The sequence below is a fragment of the Pseudomonas sp. LH21 genome (genome assembly GCF_036549575.1).
GTDB classification, from domain to species: domain Bacteria; phylum Pseudomonadota; class Gammaproteobacteria; order Pseudomonadales; family Pseudomonadaceae; genus Aquipseudomonas; species Aquipseudomonas peradeniyensis.
Genome location: NZ_CP144367.1, coordinates 2234737 through 2254561, shown reverse-complemented (window position 1 = coordinate 2254561; position 19825 = coordinate 2234737). Strand labels below are relative to the sequence as shown.

The 19825-nt window shown below is 64.3% G+C and carries 23 protein-coding genes; 11 read left to right on the top strand and 12 right to left on the bottom strand.

The window, feature by feature from the left end:
• The 5 genes from pheS to thrS all read right to left on the bottom strand — a co-directional run bounded on the left by pheS (position 1) and on the right by thrS (position 4244).
• Positions 1-1017 carry a phenylalanine--tRNA ligase subunit alpha gene (gene pheS / locus VUG52_RS10440; RefSeq protein WP_028691467.1) on the bottom strand — a complete coding sequence of 339 codons (1017 nt, stop codon included), beginning with the start codon at positions 1015-1017 and terminating at the stop codon, positions 1-3.
• Between the two features lie 111 nt (positions 1018-1128).
• On the bottom strand, positions 1129-1485 hold the full coding sequence (gene rplT / locus VUG52_RS10435) for a 50S ribosomal protein L20 (RefSeq protein WP_003250671.1): 357 nt from the start codon (positions 1483-1485) through the stop codon (positions 1129-1131).
• Between the two features lie 27 nt (positions 1486-1512).
• Positions 1513-1707, bottom strand: coding sequence for a 50S ribosomal protein L35 (gene rpmI, locus VUG52_RS10430; RefSeq protein ID WP_003250667.1), 195 nt, complete (start codon positions 1705-1707; stop codon positions 1513-1515).
• A gap of 63 nt (positions 1708-1770) precedes the next feature.
• Positions 1771-2322, bottom strand: a complete 552-nt coding sequence (gene infC, locus VUG52_RS10425) for a translation initiation factor IF-3 (protein WP_172402370.1) — start codon at positions 2320-2322, stop codon at positions 1771-1773.
• Positions 2322-4244 carry a threonine--tRNA ligase gene (thrS, locus tag VUG52_RS10420; RefSeq protein ID WP_028691465.1) on the bottom strand — a complete coding sequence of 641 codons (1923 nt, stop codon included), beginning with the start codon at positions 4242-4244 and terminating at the stop codon, positions 2322-2324. Before thrS ends, infC begins: the two co-directional genes overlap by 1 nt.
• Positions 4245-4577: 333 nt before the next feature.
• On the opposite strand from thrS, the gene VUG52_RS10415 reads away from it, so the two are divergent.
• The 3 genes from VUG52_RS10415 to VUG52_RS10405 all read left to right on the top strand — a co-directional run bounded on the left by VUG52_RS10415 (position 4578) and on the right by VUG52_RS10405 (position 6113).
• Complete coding sequence (locus tag VUG52_RS10415; protein WP_050706418.1) at positions 4578-4880, top strand: hypothetical protein; 303 nt, start codon at positions 4578-4580, stop codon at positions 4878-4880.
• Between the two features lie 163 nt (positions 4881-5043).
• A complete protein-coding gene (locus tag VUG52_RS10410) occupies positions 5044-5256 on the top strand; it encodes a cold-shock protein (protein WP_007956027.1) in 213 nt (70 codons plus the stop codon).
• A gap of 242 nt (positions 5257-5498) precedes the next feature.
• Positions 5499-6113 carry a dihydrofolate reductase family protein gene (locus tag VUG52_RS10405; RefSeq protein WP_050706414.1) on the top strand — a complete coding sequence of 205 codons (615 nt, stop codon included), beginning with the start codon at positions 5499-5501 and terminating at the stop codon, positions 6111-6113.
• Positions 6114-6119: 6 nt separating this feature from the next.
• Here VUG52_RS10405 and VUG52_RS10400 read toward each other — a convergent pair whose 3' ends face one another.
• Positions 6120-6854: an alpha/beta fold hydrolase gene (locus VUG52_RS10400; protein ID WP_220690009.1), complete on the bottom strand. Its 735-nt coding sequence runs from the start codon at positions 6852-6854 to the stop codon at positions 6120-6122.
• Positions 6855-6993: 139 nt separating this feature from the next.
• Here VUG52_RS10400 and VUG52_RS10395 point away from each other — a divergent pair, with 139 nt between their 5' ends.
• The 4 genes from VUG52_RS10395 (at position 6994) to VUG52_RS10380 (ending at position 10870) form a co-directional block, all read left to right on the top strand.
• Positions 6994-7260, top strand: a complete 267-nt coding sequence (locus VUG52_RS10395; protein WP_262952255.1) for a GNAT family N-acetyltransferase — start codon at positions 6994-6996, stop codon at positions 7258-7260.
• A gap of 32 nt (positions 7261-7292) precedes the next feature.
• Complete coding sequence (locus tag VUG52_RS10390; protein ID WP_331832830.1) at positions 7293-7994, top strand: YoaK family protein; 702 nt, start codon at positions 7293-7295, stop codon at positions 7992-7994.
• Between the two features lie 138 nt (positions 7995-8132).
• Positions 8133-10253 carry a TonB-dependent receptor gene (locus tag VUG52_RS10385; RefSeq protein WP_262974445.1) on the top strand — a complete coding sequence of 707 codons (2121 nt, stop codon included), beginning with the start codon at positions 8133-8135 and terminating at the stop codon, positions 10251-10253.
• 374 nt (positions 10254-10627) lie between these two features.
• On the top strand, positions 10628-10870 hold the full coding sequence (locus VUG52_RS10380) for a hypothetical protein (protein WP_050706411.1): 243 nt from the start codon (positions 10628-10630) through the stop codon (positions 10868-10870).
• Here VUG52_RS10380 and VUG52_RS10375 read toward each other — a convergent pair.
• Positions 10860-11744, bottom strand: coding sequence for an alpha/beta fold hydrolase (locus VUG52_RS10375; protein ID WP_262952332.1), 885 nt, complete (start codon positions 11742-11744; stop codon positions 10860-10862). The genes VUG52_RS10380 and VUG52_RS10375 overlap by 11 nt on opposite strands.
• Positions 11741-12811, bottom strand: coding sequence for a sugar phosphate isomerase/epimerase family protein (locus VUG52_RS10370; protein WP_050706409.1), 1071 nt, complete (start codon positions 12809-12811; stop codon positions 11741-11743). The genes VUG52_RS10375 and VUG52_RS10370 overlap by 4 nt, the downstream gene beginning before the upstream one ends.
• 108 nt (positions 12812-12919) lie before the next feature.
• On the opposite strand from VUG52_RS10370, the gene VUG52_RS10365 reads away from it, so the two are divergent.
• Both VUG52_RS10365 and VUG52_RS10360 read left to right on the top strand, forming a co-directional pair.
• On the top strand, positions 12920-13513 hold the full coding sequence (locus tag VUG52_RS10365) for a TetR/AcrR family transcriptional regulator (protein ID WP_050706408.1): 594 nt from the start codon (positions 12920-12922) through the stop codon (positions 13511-13513).
• A 204-nt stretch (positions 13514-13717) separates the two neighbouring features.
• A complete protein-coding gene (locus VUG52_RS10360; protein ID WP_186715114.1) occupies positions 13718-14338 on the top strand; it encodes a TetR/AcrR family transcriptional regulator in 621 nt (206 codons plus the stop codon).
• On the opposite strand, the gene VUG52_RS10355 is transcribed toward VUG52_RS10360, so the two are convergent.
• Positions 14335-15237, bottom strand: a complete 903-nt coding sequence (locus VUG52_RS10355) for a LysR family transcriptional regulator (RefSeq protein ID WP_331832826.1) — start codon at positions 15235-15237, stop codon at positions 14335-14337. The two genes, VUG52_RS10360 and VUG52_RS10355, sit on opposite strands and share 4 nt — an antisense overlap.
• A gap of 90 nt (positions 15238-15327) precedes the next feature.
• Here VUG52_RS10355 and VUG52_RS10350 point away from each other — a divergent pair, with 90 nt between their 5' ends.
• Together VUG52_RS10350 and VUG52_RS10345 are read left to right on the top strand one after the other, a co-directional pair.
• Entirely contained in the window at positions 15328-15690 is a 363-nt protein-coding gene (locus VUG52_RS10350; protein ID WP_331832825.1) for an MFS transporter, read from the top strand.
• A 125-nt stretch (positions 15691-15815) separates the two neighbouring features.
• Positions 15816-16217, top strand: a complete 402-nt coding sequence (locus tag VUG52_RS10345) for a DUF4440 domain-containing protein (protein WP_331832824.1) — start codon at positions 15816-15818, stop codon at positions 16215-16217.
• A gap of 28 nt (positions 16218-16245) precedes the next feature.
• Here the strand turns inward: VUG52_RS10345 and surE are convergent, their stop codons facing one another.
• The 3 genes from surE to VUG52_RS10330 are packed head-to-tail and all read right to left on the bottom strand — an operon-like array spanning position 16246 to position 19815.
• Positions 16246-17007 carry a 5'/3'-nucleotidase SurE gene (gene surE, locus VUG52_RS10340; RefSeq protein WP_262952337.1) on the bottom strand — a complete coding sequence of 254 codons (762 nt, stop codon included), beginning with the start codon at positions 17005-17007 and terminating at the stop codon, positions 16246-16248.
• 48 nt (positions 17008-17055) lie between these two features.
• Positions 17056-18573 (bottom strand): FAD/NAD(P)-binding protein, encoded by a 1518-nt coding sequence (locus tag VUG52_RS10335; RefSeq protein WP_331832821.1) that lies wholly within the window; start codon positions 18571-18573, stop codon positions 17056-17058.
• Positions 18574-18627: 54 nt separating this feature from the next.
• The gene (locus VUG52_RS10330; RefSeq protein WP_331832820.1) at positions 18628-19815 is read right to left on the bottom strand and encodes a pyridoxal phosphate-dependent aminotransferase; all 1188 of its coding nucleotides are present in this window, start codon (positions 19813-19815) and stop codon (positions 18628-18630) included.
• Positions 19816-19825 lie beyond the last annotated feature (10 nt).

Genomic DNA, 19825 nt, shown 5'->3' with positions numbered 1-19825 from the left:
CTAGCGGAATTGAGCCAAGAACCGCAGGTCGTTGTCGAAGAACAGACGCAAATCGTTGACGCCATAGCGCAGCATGGCCAGGCGCTCGGCGCCCATGCCGAAGGCGAAGCCCTGGAACTCTTCCGGGTCGATGCCGGACATGCGCAGCACGTTCGGGTGGACCATGCCGCAGCCCATCACTTCCAGCCAGCCGGTCTGCTTGCACACGCGGCAGCCCTTGCCGGAACACATCACGCACTGGATGTCGACTTCGGCGGACGGCTCGGTGAAGGGGAAGAACGACGGGCGGAAGCGCACGGCCAGTTCTTTCTCGAAGAACACCCGCAGGAACTCTTCGATGGTGCCCTTGAGGTCGGCGAAGTTGATGCCGCGGTCGATCAGCAGGCCTTCGACCTGGTGGAACATCGGCGAGTGGGTGATATCCGAGTCGCAACGGTACACACGGCCTGGGCAGACGATGCGGATCGGCGGCTGGGTGCTTTCCATGGTGCGGACCTGTACCGGCGAGGTGTGGGTGCGCAGCAGCATGTTGGCGTTGAAATAGAAGGTGTCATGCATCGCCCGGGCCGGGTGGTGGCCGGGGATGTTGAGCGCTTCGAAGTTGTGGTAGTCGTCTTCGACCTCGGGGCCTTCGGCGATGCCGTAGCCGATGTGGGTGAAGAACTGCTCGATGCGCTCGAGAGTACGGGTGATCGGGTGCAGCCCGCCGGTGGTCTGGCCACGGCCTGGCAGGGTCACGTCGATGCATTCGGCGGCCAGGCGAGCGTTGAGCTCAGCCTCTTCAAAACCGGCCTTGCGTGCGTTGAGCACGTCGGTGACGCGTTCCTTGGCGTCGTTGATCAGCGCGCCAACCTTGGGGCGCTCTTCGGCTGGCAGGTTGCCCAGGGTCTTCATCACCTGGGTCAGCTCGCCTTTCTTGCCGAGGAATTGAACCCGGATCTGTTCCAGGGTAGTGATGTCTTCAGCGCGTTCCACGGCCTCGAGGGCTTGGGCGACCAGCGCGTCCAGGTTTTCCATGTACAGACTCCAGATACGAAAATAGGGGAAGAGCTTTTGAAGGCTCTTCCCCTATCCGATGACGTTTTACACCCGACGGCGCAGGCGCCGCCGGATGATTGTCGTGGGTACTTAAGCCAGTACGGCTTTAGCCTTCTCGACAATCGCAGCAAACGCCGCTTTTTCGTTCACTGCCAGATCGGCCAGAACCTTACGGTCGATTTCGATCGACGCCTTTTTCAGGCCAGCAATCAGACGGCTGTAGGACAGGCCGTTGGTGCGAGCACCGGCGTTGATACGAGCGATCCACAGTGCGCGGAACTGACGCTTCTTCTGACGACGGTCGCGGTAGGCGTATTGGCCTGCCTTGATGACCGCTTGCTTGGCTACACGGAATACGCGCGAACGTGCACCGTAGTAACCTTTAGCCAGTTTCAGAATTTTTTTGTGACGCTTACGAGCGATAACGCCGCGCTTAACACGAGCCATGAGTAACTTCCTCTATCTTAACCAGAATTAACGAACGCGCAGCATGCGCTCGACTTTTGCCACGTCAGACGGGTGCAGCAGGCTGGCACCGCGCAGTTGACGCTTACGCTTGGTCGACATTTTGGTCAGGATGTGGCTCTTGAAAGCGTGCTTGTGCTTGAAGCCGGAAGCCGTCTTCAGGAAGCGCTTCGCAGCACCGCTCTTGGTTTTCATCTTTGGCATGTTGGAACTCCGCATTCGAATAAAAATTACACAATAATCATCAGGCCTGCCGTGCCCGGGAGATTACTTCTTCTTTTTGGGGGCGATGACCATCATAAGCTGGCGTCCTTCCATCTTCGGATGCTGCTCAACGGTGCCATATTCGGCGAGGTCGGTTTCGACCCGCTTCAACAGCTCCATGCCCAGCTCCTGGTGGGCCATCTCACGGCCGCGGAATCTCAGAGAGATCTTGGCCTTGTCCCCATCGCTAAGGAAACGTACCAGGTTGCGTAGTTTTACCTGGTAATCCCCTTCTTCCGTCCCTGGACGAAACTTGATTTCTTTGATCTGGATCTGCTTCTGGTTCTTCTTGGCTTCGTTGGCCTGCTTCTTCTTCTCGAAGAGGTGCTTGCCGTAGTCCATCACCTTGCAGACGGGCGGTACCGCGTCTGCAGAGATTTCCACCAGATCCAGCTTCGCTTCATCAGCGATACGCAGCGCTTCATCAATCGAGACGATGCCAATCTGCTCGCCGTCAGCACCAATTAACCGAACCTCGCGTGCCGAGATATTCTCGTTGATCGGGGCTTTCGGTGCAGTTCGTTTATCGTTTCTCATTTCACGCTTAATAGTCATTACTCCGATTCTTGGCGACCACGCCGGGAAACCGCTTGCGACAGCAGCTCAGCGAACTGCGCGACGGGCATCGAGCCCAGGTCAGCGCCTTCGCGGGTGCGCACAGCGACGGTTTGCGTTTCGACTTCGCGATCCCCTATAACCAAAAGATAAGGGACCCGCAGCAACGTATGCTCGCGGATTTTAAAGCCGATCTTCTCATTTCTCAAGTCCGACTTGGCACGGAATCCGCTACCGTTCAGGGCTTTTTCCACCTCGAGGGCGAAATCGGCCTGCTTGTCGGTGATGTTCATGATCACGGCTTGGGTCGGGGCGAGCCAGGCCGGGAACACGCCGGCGTAGTGCTCGATGAGCATGCCGATGAAGCGCTCGAACGAACCGAGGATGGCGCGGTGCAGCATCACCGGGCGCACGCGGCTGTTGTCTTCGGCGATGTAGCTGGCGTCCAGGCGCTCGGGCAGGTTCGGGTCGTACTGCAGGGTGCCGCACTGCCAGTTACGGCCGAGGCAGTCGCGCAGGGTGAACTCGATCTTCGGACCGTAGAACGCGCCCTCGCCCGGCTGGTATTCCCACTCCAGGCCCGATTCGTTCAGGGCGTCGGCCAGCGCGCCTTCGGCGCGGTCCCACAGCTCTTCGGAGCCCACGCGCTTGGCCGGGCGGGTCGAGAGCTTCATGGCGACGTCGGTGAAACCGAAGTCCTTGTACACATCCAGGGTCAGCTTGATGAAGTCGGCGGCTTCTTTCTTCACCTGGTCTTCGGTGCAGAAGATGTGCGCGTCGTCTTGCACGAAGCCACGCACGCGCATGATGCCGTGCAGGGCACCGGACGGCTCGTTGCGGTGGCAGGCACCGAACTCGGCCAGGCGCAGCGGCAGGTCGCGGTAGGATTTGAGGCCCTGGTTGAACACCTGCACGTGGCACGGGCAGTTCATCGGTTTTACCGCGTAGTCGCGGTTTTCCGACGAAGTGGTGAACATGTTCTCAGCGTAGTTGGACCAGTGGCCGGAACGCTCCCAGAGAATGCGGTCGACGACCTGCGGGGTCTTGATTTCCTGGTAGCCGTTTTCACGCTGGACCTGGCGCATGTACTGCTCGAGCACCTGGTACACGGTCCAGCCGTTGGCGTGCCAGAACACCATGCCCGGGGCTTCTTCCTGCAGGTGGAACAGGTCGAGCTGCTTGCCGATCTTGCGGTGGTCGCGCTTTTCGGCTTCTTCGATGCGCTGGATGTAGGCGGCCAGCTGCTTCTTGTCGGCCCAGGCGGTGCCGTACACGCGTTGCAGCTGCTCGTTCTTGGCATCGCCGCGCCAGTAGGCGCCGCTCAGCTTGGTCAGCTTGAATGCCTTGAGGAAACGAGTATTCGGCACGTGCGGGCCACGGCACATGTCGACGTATTCTTCGTGGTAGTACAGGCCCATGGCCTGTTCATCCGGCATGTCCTCGACCAGGCGCAGCTTGTAGTCTTCGCCACGCTGAGTGAACACGTCGATGACTTCGGCGCGCGGGGTCATCTTCTTGACCACGTCGTAATCCGTGTCGATCAGCTGCTGCATGCGCTTTTCGATGGCGGCGAGGTCGTCCGGGGTGAAAGGACGCTCGTAGGCGATGTCGTAATAGAAGCCTTCGTCGATCACCGGGCCGATCACCATGCGGGCGGTCGGGTACAGCTGCTTCACCGCGTGGCCGATCAGGTGGGCGCACGAGTGACGGATGATCTCCAGTCCCTCTTCATCTTTAGGGGTGATGATCTGCAGAGTGGCGTCGTGGTCGATCTTGTCGCAGGCATCGACGAGCTTGCCGTCGACCTTGCCGGCCAGGGTGGCCTTGGCCAGGCCCGCACCAATGGATGCGGCGACTTCGGCTACGGATACCGGCTGGTCGAACGTGCGTTGACTGCCATCGGGAAGAGTAATAACGGGCATGGCGCCTCCTCTCCTAGTGGTGACCCCTACCAAAGGTCACGTGGGTTGGGATGAGCCAGTACAAGATCCGCCCTGCCTTTCCCGCGGGAAAGCCTGCCTCACAGTGGCAGAGACCTTTCGGCCTGCCAGGGTCGAACCAGAGTGACTGGAAGGTAAAAGTTGCAGGCTGCCAGTGGCGAGCCGCAAGCCGAGCATGCTAGCACGCGGGTTGCACCGGGTCGCAGAAATATTTGGAAATTACGTTGCCGGGGTGAACTTGTACGGAAAATTTCCTATCAGACCTTCTGAAGCAACCTACTCTTGATGAGACCTTTACCCAAGGAGTGTTCGGTTATGCGACTTCAGTCCCTTCTGGCTGCCTGCGCCGCAAGCGCCCTGCTGCTGCCGCTGGCTGCCAACGCAGGCAATTTCCCCGCCGGTAAGGAAGCGCACTACATGACCCAGTGCCAACAGGTGGCGAGCGGCCAGGGCGTGGACGCGGCGACGGCGAAGAAACACTGCGAGTGTGGCGCCCAAGCCATCAAGAAGAATTTCAACGACAAGGAGATCGAGGACCTCGACAGCCAGGACGGCGTTGACGCCAAACTGATGCAGAAGGCCCAGCAGGTGGTTCAGGCCACCTGCAAGCCGAAATAACCAGGGATAGCGGGCCATTGCACGCATCTTTTGCGCTGGATCAACATCCTGCGAAGGTAAAAGGCGCTAGATACGCAGAAATGGACTATAGTGTCGTCGGTGCTACTGAAGCCACGGCGACATCGCACCCCGATAAAAAATCATGTTTCTGGAGATTCACCCCATGTCCAATCGCCAAACCGGCACCGTCAAGTGGTTCAACGATGAGAAAGGCTTCGGCTTCATCACTCCTCAAGGCGGCGGCGACGACCTGTTCGTACACTTCAAGGCTATCGAAACCGACGGTTTCAAAAGCCTGAAAGAAGGCCAAACTGTTTCCTTCGTCGCCGAAAAAGGCCAGAAGGGCATGCAGGCTGCGCAGGTTCGTCCGGAGTAATTTTCGGATAGCTGCAAAAAAACCCGCCACTTGTGGCGGGTTTTTTATTGCCTGCCAGGACAACACGGCCCGCTGCCGGCCTCGCGGCTGAAGCCGCTCCTGCAGACGAGCGCGTACCCCGCCCCTGCTTTCTCTCCTCCCGTGCACCGACCCGTCGAACCCTGACTATCGTTCAGCACTGCTGTCGATTCTCGCCAACCCCGTTCGACTACCCAGCACACCCACCCGAGGAGATTCATCCCATGCGCAAGCTCATCGTCGCCGCCTTCATCACCCTCGACGGCGTCATGCAGGCCCCCGGCGGTCCGCAGGAGGACACCAGCGGCGGCTTCACCCGTGGCGGCTGGATCCCGCCGTTGGCCGACGAGGCCTTCGGCCAGGCCATGCAGACCTTGTTCAGCCAACCGTTCGAACTGCTGCTGGGGCGGCGCACCTACGACATCTTCGCCGGGTTCTGGCCAGAAGTCGGGCCCGAGGCGCCGGATCGTCCGTTGGCCGACTTGTTCAATGGCGTGGCCAAGCATGTCGCCACCCACCGCCCCGAATCCATCGACTGGCAAAACAGCCACCCGTTGGGCGCCGATGTGACAGGCGCGGTGCGCGCGCTCAAGCAACAGGAGGGCCCGGCGCTGCTGACCCAGGGCAGCGGTGAACTGGTACGCCAGCTGCTGGCGGCCGGGCTGGTGGACGAGCTGCGCCTGCTGATCCATCCCCTGCTGCTGGGGCGCGGCAAGCGCCTGTTCGGTGACGATGCACGGGCCGCAGCCTTCAAGCTGGTGGAATCGAGCAGCACGCCCAACGGGGTGCTGCTGGCCCATTACGTGCGCAGCGGCGAGGTGCAGACAGGATCGTTCTGAGCCCGGTCAGTCGAGCAGGCGGGCGATGGCGTTGGCGAAGCCTTGCGGGTCTTCGAGCATCATCAGGTGCCCCACACGCGGCAGCACGGTAAAACTGGCCGCCTGCTCCTCGGCCCAGCCCGGTACATCCCAGCCAGCCCGCGAATGTTCGCCGGCGACCAGATGCACCGGTTTCGTGGCGAACAACGTGCGCAGCTCCGTCAGGTAGCCTGGTACGCCGGTCACCGCGACCACCGAGCGCGCCATGGCCTGCAGCGTGCCCGCGCCTTGGTGGGCCAGCCACTGGTCCGCCAGGACCAGGCGCCCAGGATCGGCCATGATGCCGGAGCGCGCCAGCCAGGCAGAGGCATCGTCACGATAACCTTGCAGCAATGCCTCGGCCTCGTTTGGGACCATACGCGCCACCGACGCCGACCAGAACGCATCCTTCAAGGTGAAATTGCCCTCGACACTGATCACGCTCGCCACACTGGCCGGATAGCGCCGGGCAAACAGCATCGCCACCACCCCGCCCACGGAGTGGCCGAGCAGGTGCACATAGGGCAGGTTGCGCGCCAGCAGGATCCGCCGCAGGTGTTCGACCTGGGCGTCGATGTCGACCAGCGTCGACGGCGTGTCGTCCAGGCTGCCGTAGCCGAGCAGGTCCGGGGCAAACACCTTCCTGGGTCGCAGGGTGCGCTGAAACGTCGGGTGATCCAGGCAGCCGATCAGGCCATTGACCATTACCACGGGCGTATCCATTGCCATTGCCTGCCTCGACACTGTGCTTGCGGGAAGCCCGCAGCATGCGACCTGCCATGGTGATTTAACAGCACAATCCCCTTGCGTCGCGCCAATCAGTGTTTTCCCGGACGCCCTTGTTACGATTGCCGCCACCGGCATGCTCGACCTGCACAGCGGCGAGCTGGGCGCGCTGTTCGTGCTGCCGTCGTTCATGGGCCGGGGCATCGCCCGGCGGATGGTCGAACACCTTGAAAGCATCGCCAGGGCCGAGGGCCTGGAAACCGTCCATCTGGATGCCACCCTCAACGCCGCCGCGTTCTATCGCCGCTGCGGCTACGTCGGCGACGCACTATCGACCTACCAGTCGCCCTTTGGCCTCGAACTGTCCTGTATCCCCATGCGCAAGGCCATGGCCCGGGTATAAGATCAGAGCCCCCTGCCCCGGAGACCCGTCCCATGCTGCCCACCGCCGCCTCCCAGCACAGTGTCCGCCGCGTTCGCTTGCAGGCCCTGCGCGGGCGGGTCGGCCTGGGGCTGGTGGCCGGGCTGTCGGTGCTGGCCGGCATGACCGATGCCATCGGCCTGCTGGCGCTGGGCGACTTCGTCTCGTTCATGAGTGGCAACACCACGCGCCTGGCGGTGGCCATCAGCCAGGCGGACCTAGCGCTGATCCTGCGCCTGGCCCTGGCGATCCTCGGTTTCGTGCTGGGCAACACCCTGGGCGTCCTGCTGGCCCGGCGCCTGAACCGGCGCGCCGCGCCCTTGCTGCTGATCGTCGCCACCCTGCTGGCCTTCGCCGCGGCCTGGCCGGTATCGATCACCTTCCCCGCGCTGATCGCGGCCACCCTGGCCATGGGCATGCTCAACGCCGTGGTCGAGCAGGTGAACGGCCTGCCGATTGGCCTGACCTACGTCACCGGCGCGCTGTCGCGCTTCGGTCGTGGCCTGGGACGCTGGTTGCTGGGTGAGCGGCGCGATGGCTGGCGGGTGCAGTTGGTGCCCTGGAGCGGCATGCTGCTGGGCGCCGCGCTCGGCGCCTGGCTGCAGCAGCGGCTCGGCTTGCAGGCGCTGGCGGCCAGTTGCGGCCTGGCTTGTCTGCTGGCACTGGTGACGGTGTTCATTCCGCGGGCCTGGCAACTGGGCTACATGCCGCGTTGAGCGCATCGCCGAACCGACACTCACGTGGATACCTGCGACAACAGAAAATATTTTTCTGAATATGTCGCCTTTACACTTGCTTTACATTTGCGAACCATTACCATTCGCGACCTCACAACAACAAATGAGTCGCATTCGATGGCCAAGAAGTCCGTTGCCCCAGTGTCCCTGTCGATGCTGGGCCTGCTGGTCACCCCTGCCCTTCATGCTGAAAACAAAGACCCGCTCGCCCTGCCGGCGACTTCGGTGACCGGCGCCTACGAACAGCAGAGCTACAAGGCCAGCGAGAGCAAGAGCGCGCTGAAGATCGACGCCCCGCTGCGTGACATCCCGCAGACCGTCAACGTGGTGCCCGAGAGCGTGATCAAGGACCAGGGCGCCCAATCCATGGAAGACGTGCTCAAGAACGTGCCCGGGGTCGGCCTGTCCAACGGCGATGGCCAGCGCGACCAGGTGACCATCCGCGGTTTCAGCGCCATTGGCGACATGTACATCGACGGCGTGCGCGACGACGCCCTGTACTTTCGCGACCTCTCCAACATCGAGCGGGTCGAGGTCATCAAGGGGCCGGCCGCCGTGCTCTATGGCCGTGGTTCGTCGGGCGGCCTGATCAACAGCATCAGCAAGAAACCCGGCTTCGCCCCCAAGCAGGAAGTCGGCGTGAGCTTCGACAGCGAGGGCAAGCGCCGCACCCAGTTCGACAGCGGCTGGGCCGACCCGCAAGGCAACCAGGCGTATCGTATCACCGGCGCCTTCGAAGACAGCGACACCTTCCGCGATGACGGCTACATCGATCGCAAGGCCATTGCGCCGTCGGCCTACTTCAAACTGTCCGACGACCTGGAACTGAACCTCGGCGCAACCTACCTGTACGACAAGCGCCTGATCGACTTCGGCATCCCCGCGCTGGGCAACCGTCCGGTAGACGTCAGCCGCGACAAGCGTTTCGGTTCGGGCAACGCGTCCCAGGACTATGCGCGCAGCGAAGTGTTCTCGTTTACCGCCAGCCTGGACTACCGCATCAACGACGCGCTCATCCTGACCAACACCAGCCGCTACTACCGCTACGACCTGGACCGCAACAACACCCTGGCCGACAGCAGCCCGACACGCTTCGTCACCGCGCCCGACGGTGAACTGCTGGTCAAGCTCAATCGCGGCAACGTGGCCCGCGACGAGTCCGGCGTGTTCAACCAGACCGAGCTCAAGCAGCAGGCGCAACTGGCCGGCATGCAGCACAACCTGCTGTATGGCGTGGAGGTGGGTTTCCAGGACAAATACCAGCGTGTCTACAGCCAGAACAACGTCGCCCGCGTGCCGGTGTACCGCGACGCCCTGGTGGCAGTGCCGGAACACGCCGCCAACCTGTCCTCCGAAGGTACCAACTACCAGCAGACCAGCGGCTTCTACGTGCAGGACCTGATCGAACTGACCTCGCAGTGGAAGGCGCTGCTGGGCGTGCGCTACGACATCTTCGGCCAGGAGTACAACGACGCCCGGGTGCAGAACGTCGACCTCGACCGCACCGACAAGACCTGGAGCCCACGCGCCGGCCTGGTCTACCAGCCTGACCAGGTGCAGTCCTACTACGTGTCGGTCAGCCGCAGCTACCAGCCTTCAGGCGAGGTGTTCGCGGTATCGCCGACCAATGCCGGCCTGGAACCCGAGGAGACCACCAACTACGAGGTGGGCGCCAAGTGGGACCTGCTCGACAGTCGCCTGTCGCTGACCGCCGCGGTGTTCCGCCTCGAACGCACCAACATGAAGACCGCCGACCCGAGCAATCCCAACCTCACCATCCTGGCCGGTGAACAACGCACCGACGGCTTCGAGGCCACCCTCAGCGGCCAGTTGAGCGACAAGTGGCAGATCTATGCCGGCTACGCCTATCTGGATGCCGAGATCACCAAGTCCAACAGCAAGACCAACGGCGTCGCCAACGAAGGCCAGGTGCCCACCCTGACACCACGCAACAGCGCCAACGTCTGGCTGGTGCGCACCCTCACCCCCGAATGGCGCGTGGCCGCCGGCGCCAACTACGTCGACGAGCGCTACACCGCGCTGGACAACAACGTGGTGATGCCCGGCTACACCACCTTCGATGCCGCGTTGTTGTACAGCGTGCAGCACTGGGATGCGGCCTTGCGCCTGAAGAACGCCTTCGACCGCGACTACTACGCCTCGGCCCATGGTTCGGTGGACCTGATCACCCCGGGTGCGCCACGAACCCTTGAGGCCAGTGTCAATTACCGGTTCTGACCTGCCGACTGTAGGAACGGGTTTGTTCTGCGAACACCAGCCTTTACTGGGTTGGCCTCATCGCGGGTCAAGCCCGCTCTCATGGAACAAAACATAATTCTTTGATTTGACTGGGGCAGCGTGGGAGCGGGCTTGCCCCGCGATGCGGCGTTTGGCACCGGCTTCGCCGGTGATCGCGGGGCAAGCCCGCTCCCACGCTGGAACCCTGTTCCCTGCACGACAGCGCGGCCCGGAGGCTGTGTGATCTCCTACAGGGTATGCGTGTGCTTCGATAGTCACTATCGAGCGCAGCAATTTCCAAAGCATCGACGTGGCCAATAACCTGAGCTCATCGATTCGACACCCTCGAATCCCAGGCTCACGGAACCGCCCCGATGAACACTACCGCCCGCCTCCTCCTCGCCGCCCTGGCCATCGCCGTGCTGAGCGGCTGTGCCAATCATCCCGAGCTGCGCCCCTATACCGCCGAGGAAACCCGCCAGCTGCAACTCGAGGCGTTGCAGCGTCAGGGCCTGAGCCTGGAGGAGTACGAGCAGCGCAAATTGGCTGTATCGCGCGCCGGCCGCCCGCAGGTGGTGACCGACGCCGCCAGGGCCAGGACCGCGATCAGCGGTTGATCTCGACCTCCTCCAGGAACGCCAGCAGGTGCTCATTGAACGACACCGGCGCTTCCTCCATGACGAAGTGCCCACAACCCGGCAGGATCACGCCGCGCACCGAGTCGGCGTGGCCCTGCATCGTCAGCAGCGGCGCATCACCCGTGGCATGCTCGGCACCGATCGCCAGCACCGGCATGGGCAGCGGCGTCCTGGCGCGTTCGAGGTTCTGCCGGATGGTCTCGGGGATCGCCCGGTAATAGGCGAAGCCCGCCCGCATTCCGCCCGGCGAGGCGTAGGCGCGGATATAGACATCCGCCGCCACCGCGTGCCGACGCACCGCCCAGCGATCGAACATGAAGTTGAGGTAGCCCTCCTCGCGTCCGGCGATCAGGAATTCCGGCAAGTCGCGCACCTGGTTGAACAGGAAATGCCAGAGGAAGCTGTTCTCCTGCGGCGCCACGAAGATCGGCGGTGCCTCGGCCAGGCCGGGAATCACCGCCTCGGCCACCGTCAACGAACGGACCGCCTGCGGCAGGTCGCTGGCCATGGCATAGGCCACCCACATCCCCACGTCGTGACCGACCAGGTGGTAGCGCTCATGCCCCAGCCGGGTCATGGCGGCATGCAGCACACGGGCGACGTTGCCGGTGTCGTAGCCCTGCTCGGGACGGTCCGAATCCCCCAGCCCAGGCGGATCGATGGCGATGGCGCGAAAGCCCCGCGCAGCCAGGATCGGCAGGACATGGCGCCAGGCGTACCAGGTCTGCGGCCAGCCCGGCACCAATAGCACCGGCTCGCCCGCACCGGCCACGACACAGTGCAGACGCTGGCCCTCTACCTGCACATAGACATGCTCGAAGGCATCGCCCAAGGTCTCGACGGACAAGCTCATACCCGTACCTCCTTGTCGATACCCAGCATGCGCTGGATCTGCCGGGCGTCGATCGGCGCGCCGGCGAAGTCGTCGAACACCTGGTCGGTGACCTGGATGATATGGCGGTTGATGAACTCGACGCCTTCACGGGCGCCGTCCTCCTGGTTCTTCAGGCAGCACTCCCACTCCAGGGTCGCCCAGCCGGCGAAGTCGTATTGCGCCAGCTTGGAGAAAATCGCCTTGAAGTCCACCTGGCCATCGCCCAGCGAGCGGAAGCGCCCGGCACGCTCGGTCCAGTCGCTGTAGCCACCGTACAGGCCCTGCCGGCCGCTCGGATTGAACTCGGCGTCCTTGACGTGAAACATGCGGATCAACGGATGGTAGAGGTCCAGGTAGGCCAGGTAGTCGAGTTGCTGCAGGACGAAATGGCTGGGGTCGAAGAGGATGCGGCAGCGCGGGTGTTCACCCACCAGGGCATGGAAACGCTCGAAGCTGGTGCCGTCGTGCAGGTCCTCGGCCGGGTGGATCTCGAAACACAGGTTGACGCCCTGCTCGTCGCAGCAGTCGAGGATCGGCCGCCAGCGCCGCGCCAGCTCCTCGAAAGCGGCCTCTACCAGGCCCTGGGGGCGCTGCGGGAACGGGAACAGGTAGGGCCAGGCCAGCGCGCCGGAGAACGTACCCATGTCGTCCAGGCCCAGGTTGCGGCTGGCCCGCGCCGCCAGTTTCATCTGCTCGATCGCCCAGGCGGTGCGCTCCGCTGGGTGCCCGGCCAACGCGGCCGGGGCAAAGGCGTCGCACATCGGGTCATAGGCCGGGTGCACGGCGACCAGCTGGCCGATCAGATGGGTGGTCAGCTCGCTGACCTGCAAGCCGCGCTCGGCCAGACGGCCCTTGATCTCATCGCAGTAACCCTTGCTCTGCGCGGCCAGTTCCAGATCGAACAGCCGGGCATCCCAGGCCGGCACCTGCAAGCCCTTGAAGCCAAGCCCCGCGGCCCAATCGGCAATGCTGTCCAGGCTGTCGAACGGCGGTTTGTCACTGCTGAACTGCGCGAGGTGCAGGCTCGGTCCCTTGAGTGTTCGCATGATGTCATCCTATTGTTTGTTGATCGACAAACAATAGGATCGAACGACGCTGTCCGTCAATCGCAAATTGGCTAGAATGCGCGTTTTGCGTATTCAGGCAGACGAGCGATGGCAGGGCGACCTCGGGAATTCGACAAGCAACAGGCGCTGCGCAAGGCGATGCGGCTGTTCTGGGAACACGGCTACGAAGGCACCTCGATGTCGGCCCTAGTGTCCGCGCTGGGCATCGCCTCCGCGCGTATCTACGCGGCCTTCGGCAGCAAGCAGAAGCTGTTCGAGGAGGCCGTGGCCTTGTACGAGTCAGCCGAGGGTGGCTTCGCTGACCGCGCCCTGGCCCTGCCGGATATCCATCAGGCCCTGGCGCGGATGCTCGAGGACGCCATCAGCACCTATACCCGCGTCGACGAGCCCAGGGGCTGCCTGGTGGTCAGCGCCGCCAGCGGCGTGGCGCCGGACAACCTGGCCGTCCAGCAGTGGTTGTCCGGGCACCGCCGGCAGCGCACCGAGTCGATCGTCGAGCGCCTGCGCCAGGCCCGCGAACAAGGGCAGTTGCCGGCCGACACGCAGGTCGAGGCTCTCGGCCACTTCTATGCCACCTTCCTCCACGGCATTTCCGTGCAGGCCCGCGACGGCGTACCTGCGCACGATCTACGCGAGGCAAGCCGCCAGGCCTTGACCCTGCTGCCGAACACCCAGGGCTGACGCATTCACCTGTAGGAGCGGCCTCGTGCCGCGAAAGGGCCGCACAGCGGCCCCGGCAATTTCGACTGCGAAGCTGAAATCCTGGGGCCGCTACGCAGCCCTTTCGCGGCACAAGGCCGCTCCTACAGGGATCGCGTGAGGCCGTTTACCTCGGGCACGGCAAAGCTGTTAGCCTTGCCCTGTTCAGGTCACCACGGACAGCCCATGGCCAACCACAAGATCGAGATCCGCCGGCGCAACGTCGAGAAGATCCTGCAAGCCGCCGAACAGGTGTTCGCCGACAAGGGCTACGGCGCCACCTCCATGGGTGATATCGCCGAGCGGGCGCAACTGCCGCGCTCCAACCTGCACTACTACTTCAGCACCAAGGACGAACTGTACCGCGCCGTGCTGCAGGACCTGCTGGATGTATGGAAGCAGGACGCCCTGTGCTTCGAGCACTTCGACGACCCGCGGGTGGTGCTGACCAGCTACATCCGCGCCAAGATGGGCCACTCGCGCTCAAGGCCGCTGGGCTCGAAGATCTGGGCCGAGGAGATGCTCCATGGCGCCCCGCTGCTCGGCGCCAGCCTGGACGAAATTCTGGTGCCCTGGGCGCAGCTCAAGCAAGCGAAGATCCGCAGCTGGGTCGAGGACCGGCGCATCCTGCCGGTGGAGCCCTCGGCGCTGCTGTACATGATCTGGGCCGCGACCCAGCACTACGCCGACTTCGGTTATCAGGTCAACCTGCTCAATGGCGGCGAGCCGCTGTCCGACCTGGCGTTCGAGCAGGCGGTGCAGACCGTCACCGGCGTCATCCTGCGCGGTATCGGCCTGGAGCCTTAGCGGCCCAGGTGCTCGCACAGGAAGTCGATGAACACCCGGGTCTTGTGCGGCACATGGTTGCCGTAGGGGTAAACCACGCTGATCGGCTGCGCCGGCAGGCTGTAGTCCGGCAGCACCCGCCGCAACCTGCCGGCATCCAGATCCTCCTCGACCAGCCAGGCGGGCAGCACCGCCACGCCCAGCGCGGCGCAGGCCATCGCGCGGATGGCGTGGGACGCATTGGACTGGTAGGCCGCCCTGCCCACCACGCTCACGCTGCCCGTCCGCGCGCCGTGCAAGGTCCAGCTGGTCGGGCTGTGCAGGTTGCTGTTGGCGATCCAGGGCACATCCGCAAGGTCCGCGGGCTCGGAGATGGCATGGCGAGCGAGAAACGCCGGTGAGGCCACCAGCAGGATGTCGTAGTCGGCCAGCTTGCGGCTGCGCAGGTTCGAGTCGGTCAAGGCGCCGAGGCGCACCACCAGGTCGAGCCGTTCGGCAATCAGGTCGCTCAGCGACGAGTCGGTCTCGTAGCTGATCGACAGCGCCGGGTAGCGCTCGGCGAACAACGGGATCAGCGGCAGGATGAAGCGCTCGCCGTACTCCCCGGTGGTACTGATGCGCAGCCTGCCCGATACGCCGTTGTGCCGACGCAGCACACTGTCGAAGGCGCCTTCGACATCGCTGATGATCACCTTGAAATCGTCGTAGAAGCCCTGGCCGGTTTCGGTCGGGGCGACGGCGCGGGTACTGCGCGCCAGCAGCGTCACGCCCAGGGCCTGCTCCAGTGCCTTGACGTGCTGGCTGGCCATGGCTTTGCTGATGCCGAGAAAGTCCGCCGCCTTGGTGAAGGAGCCGAAATCGACCACTGCCAGAAACGTCTGCACCCGGTTGAGCTGGGTGTGGAGGGCCGTGCGCGGCATTGTTCACTTCCATCAAACAGAGTTTCAAGGGTAGCGACATCGACACGGACAGTCCACGGCACCTACGCTGCGCGCCGAAAAGGAGTGGCAATGACGTACCGGTATCGCGTGGCAACGATCTTCCTGATGGGCTTTTTCATCGACTGCATCAACCTGTTCATACCGACGGTGGCGTTGCCGCGGATCGCGGCCGAGTTCGCCATTGGCAACGCCAGCAGCGCCTGGGTCGGCAATGCCTACATGCTCGGGCTGACCCTGGCCGTGCCGGTGAGCACCTGGCTGGCGAGCCGCTGGGGCGCGCGGCGCCTGCTGTGCGCCGCCATGCTGGGGTTCAGCGTGGCCGTGTGGGGCTGCGGCGAAGCCGCAAGCTTCGCCGCGCTGATCACCTGGCGCCTGCTCCAGGGCATGGCCGGTGGCTTGCTTATCCTGGTGGGGCAAGCGCTGACCTTCTAGCGGTTCCAGGGCCTGGAGCGCGCCCGCGTGTCCACCCTGGTGATACCTGACCTTCACCCTGGCCGCGCTGCTGGGGCTGACGCCACTGCTGTCACTGAACACACTGCCCAAGGAGAACCATGCCCATGCCTGAACACGCGATTGCCCGCGCCGAACGCAGCATTCACCACGTCCACGAACTGATCCAGATGGTCTTCACCCGCCCGGCGGCCGAGACCCACTCGGTGCTCGGTAGGCTGATGGCGGTGTTCGCCGATGATTTCAGCATGGTCGGCACGACAGGCACGCTGGTGAGCCGCCCGCAGGTCGAGCAATTGTTCAAGGGGGCCGCCGGGACCAGGCCAGGATTGCAGATCACGATCAGCGATGTGCAACGGGTGTGGCAGGTCGGGTTGAATGTGGCGATGCGCTACAAGGAAACCCACCGTTCGCAGGGCATGGCGCAGGCGCGCTGGTCGCTGGCTTTGCTCGAATGCAGCGACCGCGGGGTGGTGTGGCGCTGCCTGCATGAAACCGCGATTGCCTAGGCGATTGCGCGTCTGCAGCCCCGGCCAATCAATCAGACATGGCTTGTTCCACAGCGCCATGGGTGCGCTCGAACTGCAGCGGCGTCACTGTCACGTGACCTCGTGCCAGCTCCGCCATTTCGCTGCCGGGCTCATCCTCGGTGCGGTGATTGTTCAGCTGCAACCAGTGGTACTCGAAGTGTCGCGGGTCGACCTCGGTACGCACCGAGACGCTGTTCAACGGCCCGACCCCCTGGCGCGTCACCTTCAACGGCCGGACCGCCTCCAGGGCACAATCAGGGAAGTTGACGTTGAGGCAGGCATCGGCCGGCCACGGCATATCCAGCACGCCGAGAATCACCTCGGGCGCCAGGTTCAGGCCGATGTCCCAGGGCACCGCGTCGCGGTCGCTGTAGGCCTGGCTCAGGGCGATCGAGCGTACCCCCAGCAGCAGCCCGGTCATCGCCGCGCCGACCGTTCCGGAGAATACGGTTTCAGTGCCCAGGTTCGCCCCACGGTTGATACCGGATAACACAAGGTCAGGCCTGGCGTCCTTGAGCAGATGCCCCAGCGCCAGCGCCACGCAGTCACCCGGCGTGCCGGTGACGGCGAAGCGCCGCTCGCCATGGCTGCTGACCCGCAGCGGGGCATGCAGGCTCAACGAATGGGAGGTGCCGCTCTGGTCGCGGTGCGGCGCCACTACCCACACCTCCCTGGCCAGCCTGGCCGCCACCTGTTCCAGCACGGCCAGGCCAGGCGCGTCGATGCCATCGTCGTTGGTCAACAGAATGCGTTCGAATCGGTAGGTCATGGTTCATCCTGTGAAGTTGCCGGTCAAAGGTGCCCCGGCAACGATAGCTCAGACATGCTCCTCCACACGCCCGACCGCGCGCACGCCCTGCTTCCAGTCGAGCCCATCGGCGCAGCTGGCGGCATGGCGACCATTGATGTCCAACGCGGAGGTGAAGAAGAACTGGCCCACCGTCAGCTCGCCCACCGCATGGATCTGCCGGGTGCTGCCGGTCCGCCCCTGCACGCGATAGCTCGTCGGGTCGATGCAGATCCCCCCCTGCGGGTGACGGGTGACCGTGCCGTTTTCCAGCAGCGTGGCGAGCAACGGCGAGTCGAGCAGGTCGGCGTCGCGCGGAGAGCCGATGGCATGGATCAGCCGGTCGTAGACATGGCGCCAGCCGCTGCCCTGCAGGACCAGCCCATCGCCGCCCCGCTGCGGTGCGGCGAACGGACCGGCGACGAACTCCAGCTGGCCACTGCGCAGGTAGCTGAGGATCTTGCGCGCATTCTGCGCCGGGATGGAGACCCGATAGGCCATGAAGAAACTGAAGTACTCGCGCAGGAAGCGCGCCTGCGCGGCATCGTCCAGTGCCTGCCAGATATCCTCGACAAACCCGTTGGTGGCATAGAGGATCGCCTGCCAGGTCCGCGCTGAGCGGGCATGCTCGAGTTCAGCCTCGATGAAACCGGCGATGTCGGCCGGCGGCGCGGGCATGGGGATCACCGCGCTGGCCTTGCCCGGCTCCTGGAAAGCCAGCTCCTTGCGGAACAGGCCGACCAGGTCGCTGATCTGCAGACGGCCGTTCTGCGCCACCAGCGCATGAAGGCCCTCGCGGGTCAGGTAGCGCAACGTAACCGGCTCCTGGGTCCCCCGCACCACGGGAAAGTAACCACTGCGCGAATGCATGCGGATGGGGCCTCGATGCCCTCGTTCGATCAGGGCTATGACGGTGTCGATGGCGCTCAGCCGTGCGCCGACCACCGCCACCCGCTCGTGGGGCGCCACCACGCGCAGCAGGCGGGAAACCGGATACGGCGTATCCAGCACCCGCGGGTCGCCGGACGGCTCCGGCTTCTTGCCCAGCGGGCCACAGCACAGCACGACCTTGCCGGTCGGCAGGCTGAGGCCACAGCGGGTGCGCAGGGTTTCCACGCCATCGATCAGGTCGATCGCGCAGACCTCCGCCTGCAATTGCACCAGCTGGCAACCCAGGGTCGCGCCGCGCAGCACGATCTGCTTGAGCTGGTGCTGCAGGTAGATACCGAACAGGGCCCGAGGCGCGAATCCGTCCGCCTCGGGACGAAAATCGGGGTAGGCGCGGCGCCAGGCCTGCGGGCTCTGCTGCAACCACTGCAGGAAATGCCCGGGCAGATGCGGGTATGGCGTGATAAGGCCGGTCCTGGTGTTGAGCAGGTTGCTCTCCAGGTCGGCCTCGTAGGCCGCACCGCGTCCGAAATCATCCCGCTTCTCGAACAGGTGGATGACGCCTGCCGGCGCGCTGCCGGCGGCCACGCGGTCCAGATGGCGTTGCAGGAAGGCGATGGCCGTCGCGCCGCAGCCGACGATTGCAAAGGTGTTTTTCATCAACGTGCGTCCCTCTCCAGTAATGCTTCCCTGTCCACGGATTGCGTTCCAGCCTCAGGCGAGCTCGCCCAGGAAGGCCTTGATGCGCTCGGCACCGGCCAGGACCTTGCCGGCTTCGCCGGAATACGACAGCCGGGCATGCCCCGCCGCGCCGAAGAAACTGCCGGGGATCAGGGCAACGCCGAAGTCCCTGAGCAGTACGTCGCAGAACGACTCGTCATCACCGATCACCTGCCCGCGGAACGACCGGCCCAGCGCCTGGCCGATATCGAGGAACAGGTAGAACGCTCCGGCAGGCTCGCAGAAGCGCAGCAACGGCGCACCGCGCAGCACTTCGAGCAAGGCCTGGCGCTGCCCGGCAAGACGCTGCCGGGCAGCGATGGAGAACGCCTGGTCACCCTCCAGCGCCGCCGTCGCCGCCGCCGCCGCGGGGGCCGGCAGGTTGGAGATCGAGTTGGAGTTGAGCGTGGTGACCGCGTCGGCGATCCGCCGGTCCGCCGCCAGCAAGCCGACCCGCCACCCCGGCATGCCATAGAGCTTGGAGACGCTGTCGATCTTGATGATGCGCCCGGCCAGATCCGGCGCCACCGTCAGCAGGTCGGGACAGCTGTCCATGTCGTAGACGAAGCGCTGGTAGACGTCATCGCAAATGATCCAGACGTCATGATTGCGCAGCACTTGCGCCAGCCCCTGGAGTTCCTCGGCCGAGTACACGGCACCCGTAGGGTTGCCGGGGGAATTGAGCAGCACCACCCGCACCTGTTCGTCGAGCGCCTGTTCCAGGGCCTGGGGGGACATCTTGTAGCCGCTCTGCGCGGTGCAGCGCACATCGACGACCCCCGCCCCGACCAGATCGGCGATATCGAAGTAGGTCGGCCAGCACGGGGTCGACACCAGCAGCTTGTCACCCGGGCGGATAATCGCCCGCAGCACGCTGAACAGCAGGTGCTTGGCGCCGAGGCCGGCGACCAGGTTGCGTTCGTCGAAATGCGCGTGGCCAAGGCGCCGCAGGTAGCCCAGGTAGGCCTTGAGCAATGCCGGGTCGCCACGGCTGGCGCCATAGCCGCCGGTGTCCTCGTGGGCCGCCCGCACTGCCGCCTCGAGGATATGGGGTGCCGGCAGGAACCCGGGCACGCCGACACCCAGGTCGATGACCGGCTGCGGCGCCTCCCTGACCTTCTGCGCCACCCCGAGGATCGGACAGAATCGCGCGAATTCCAGGTCTGCTGAAAGCGTAGGCATGCAGGATTCT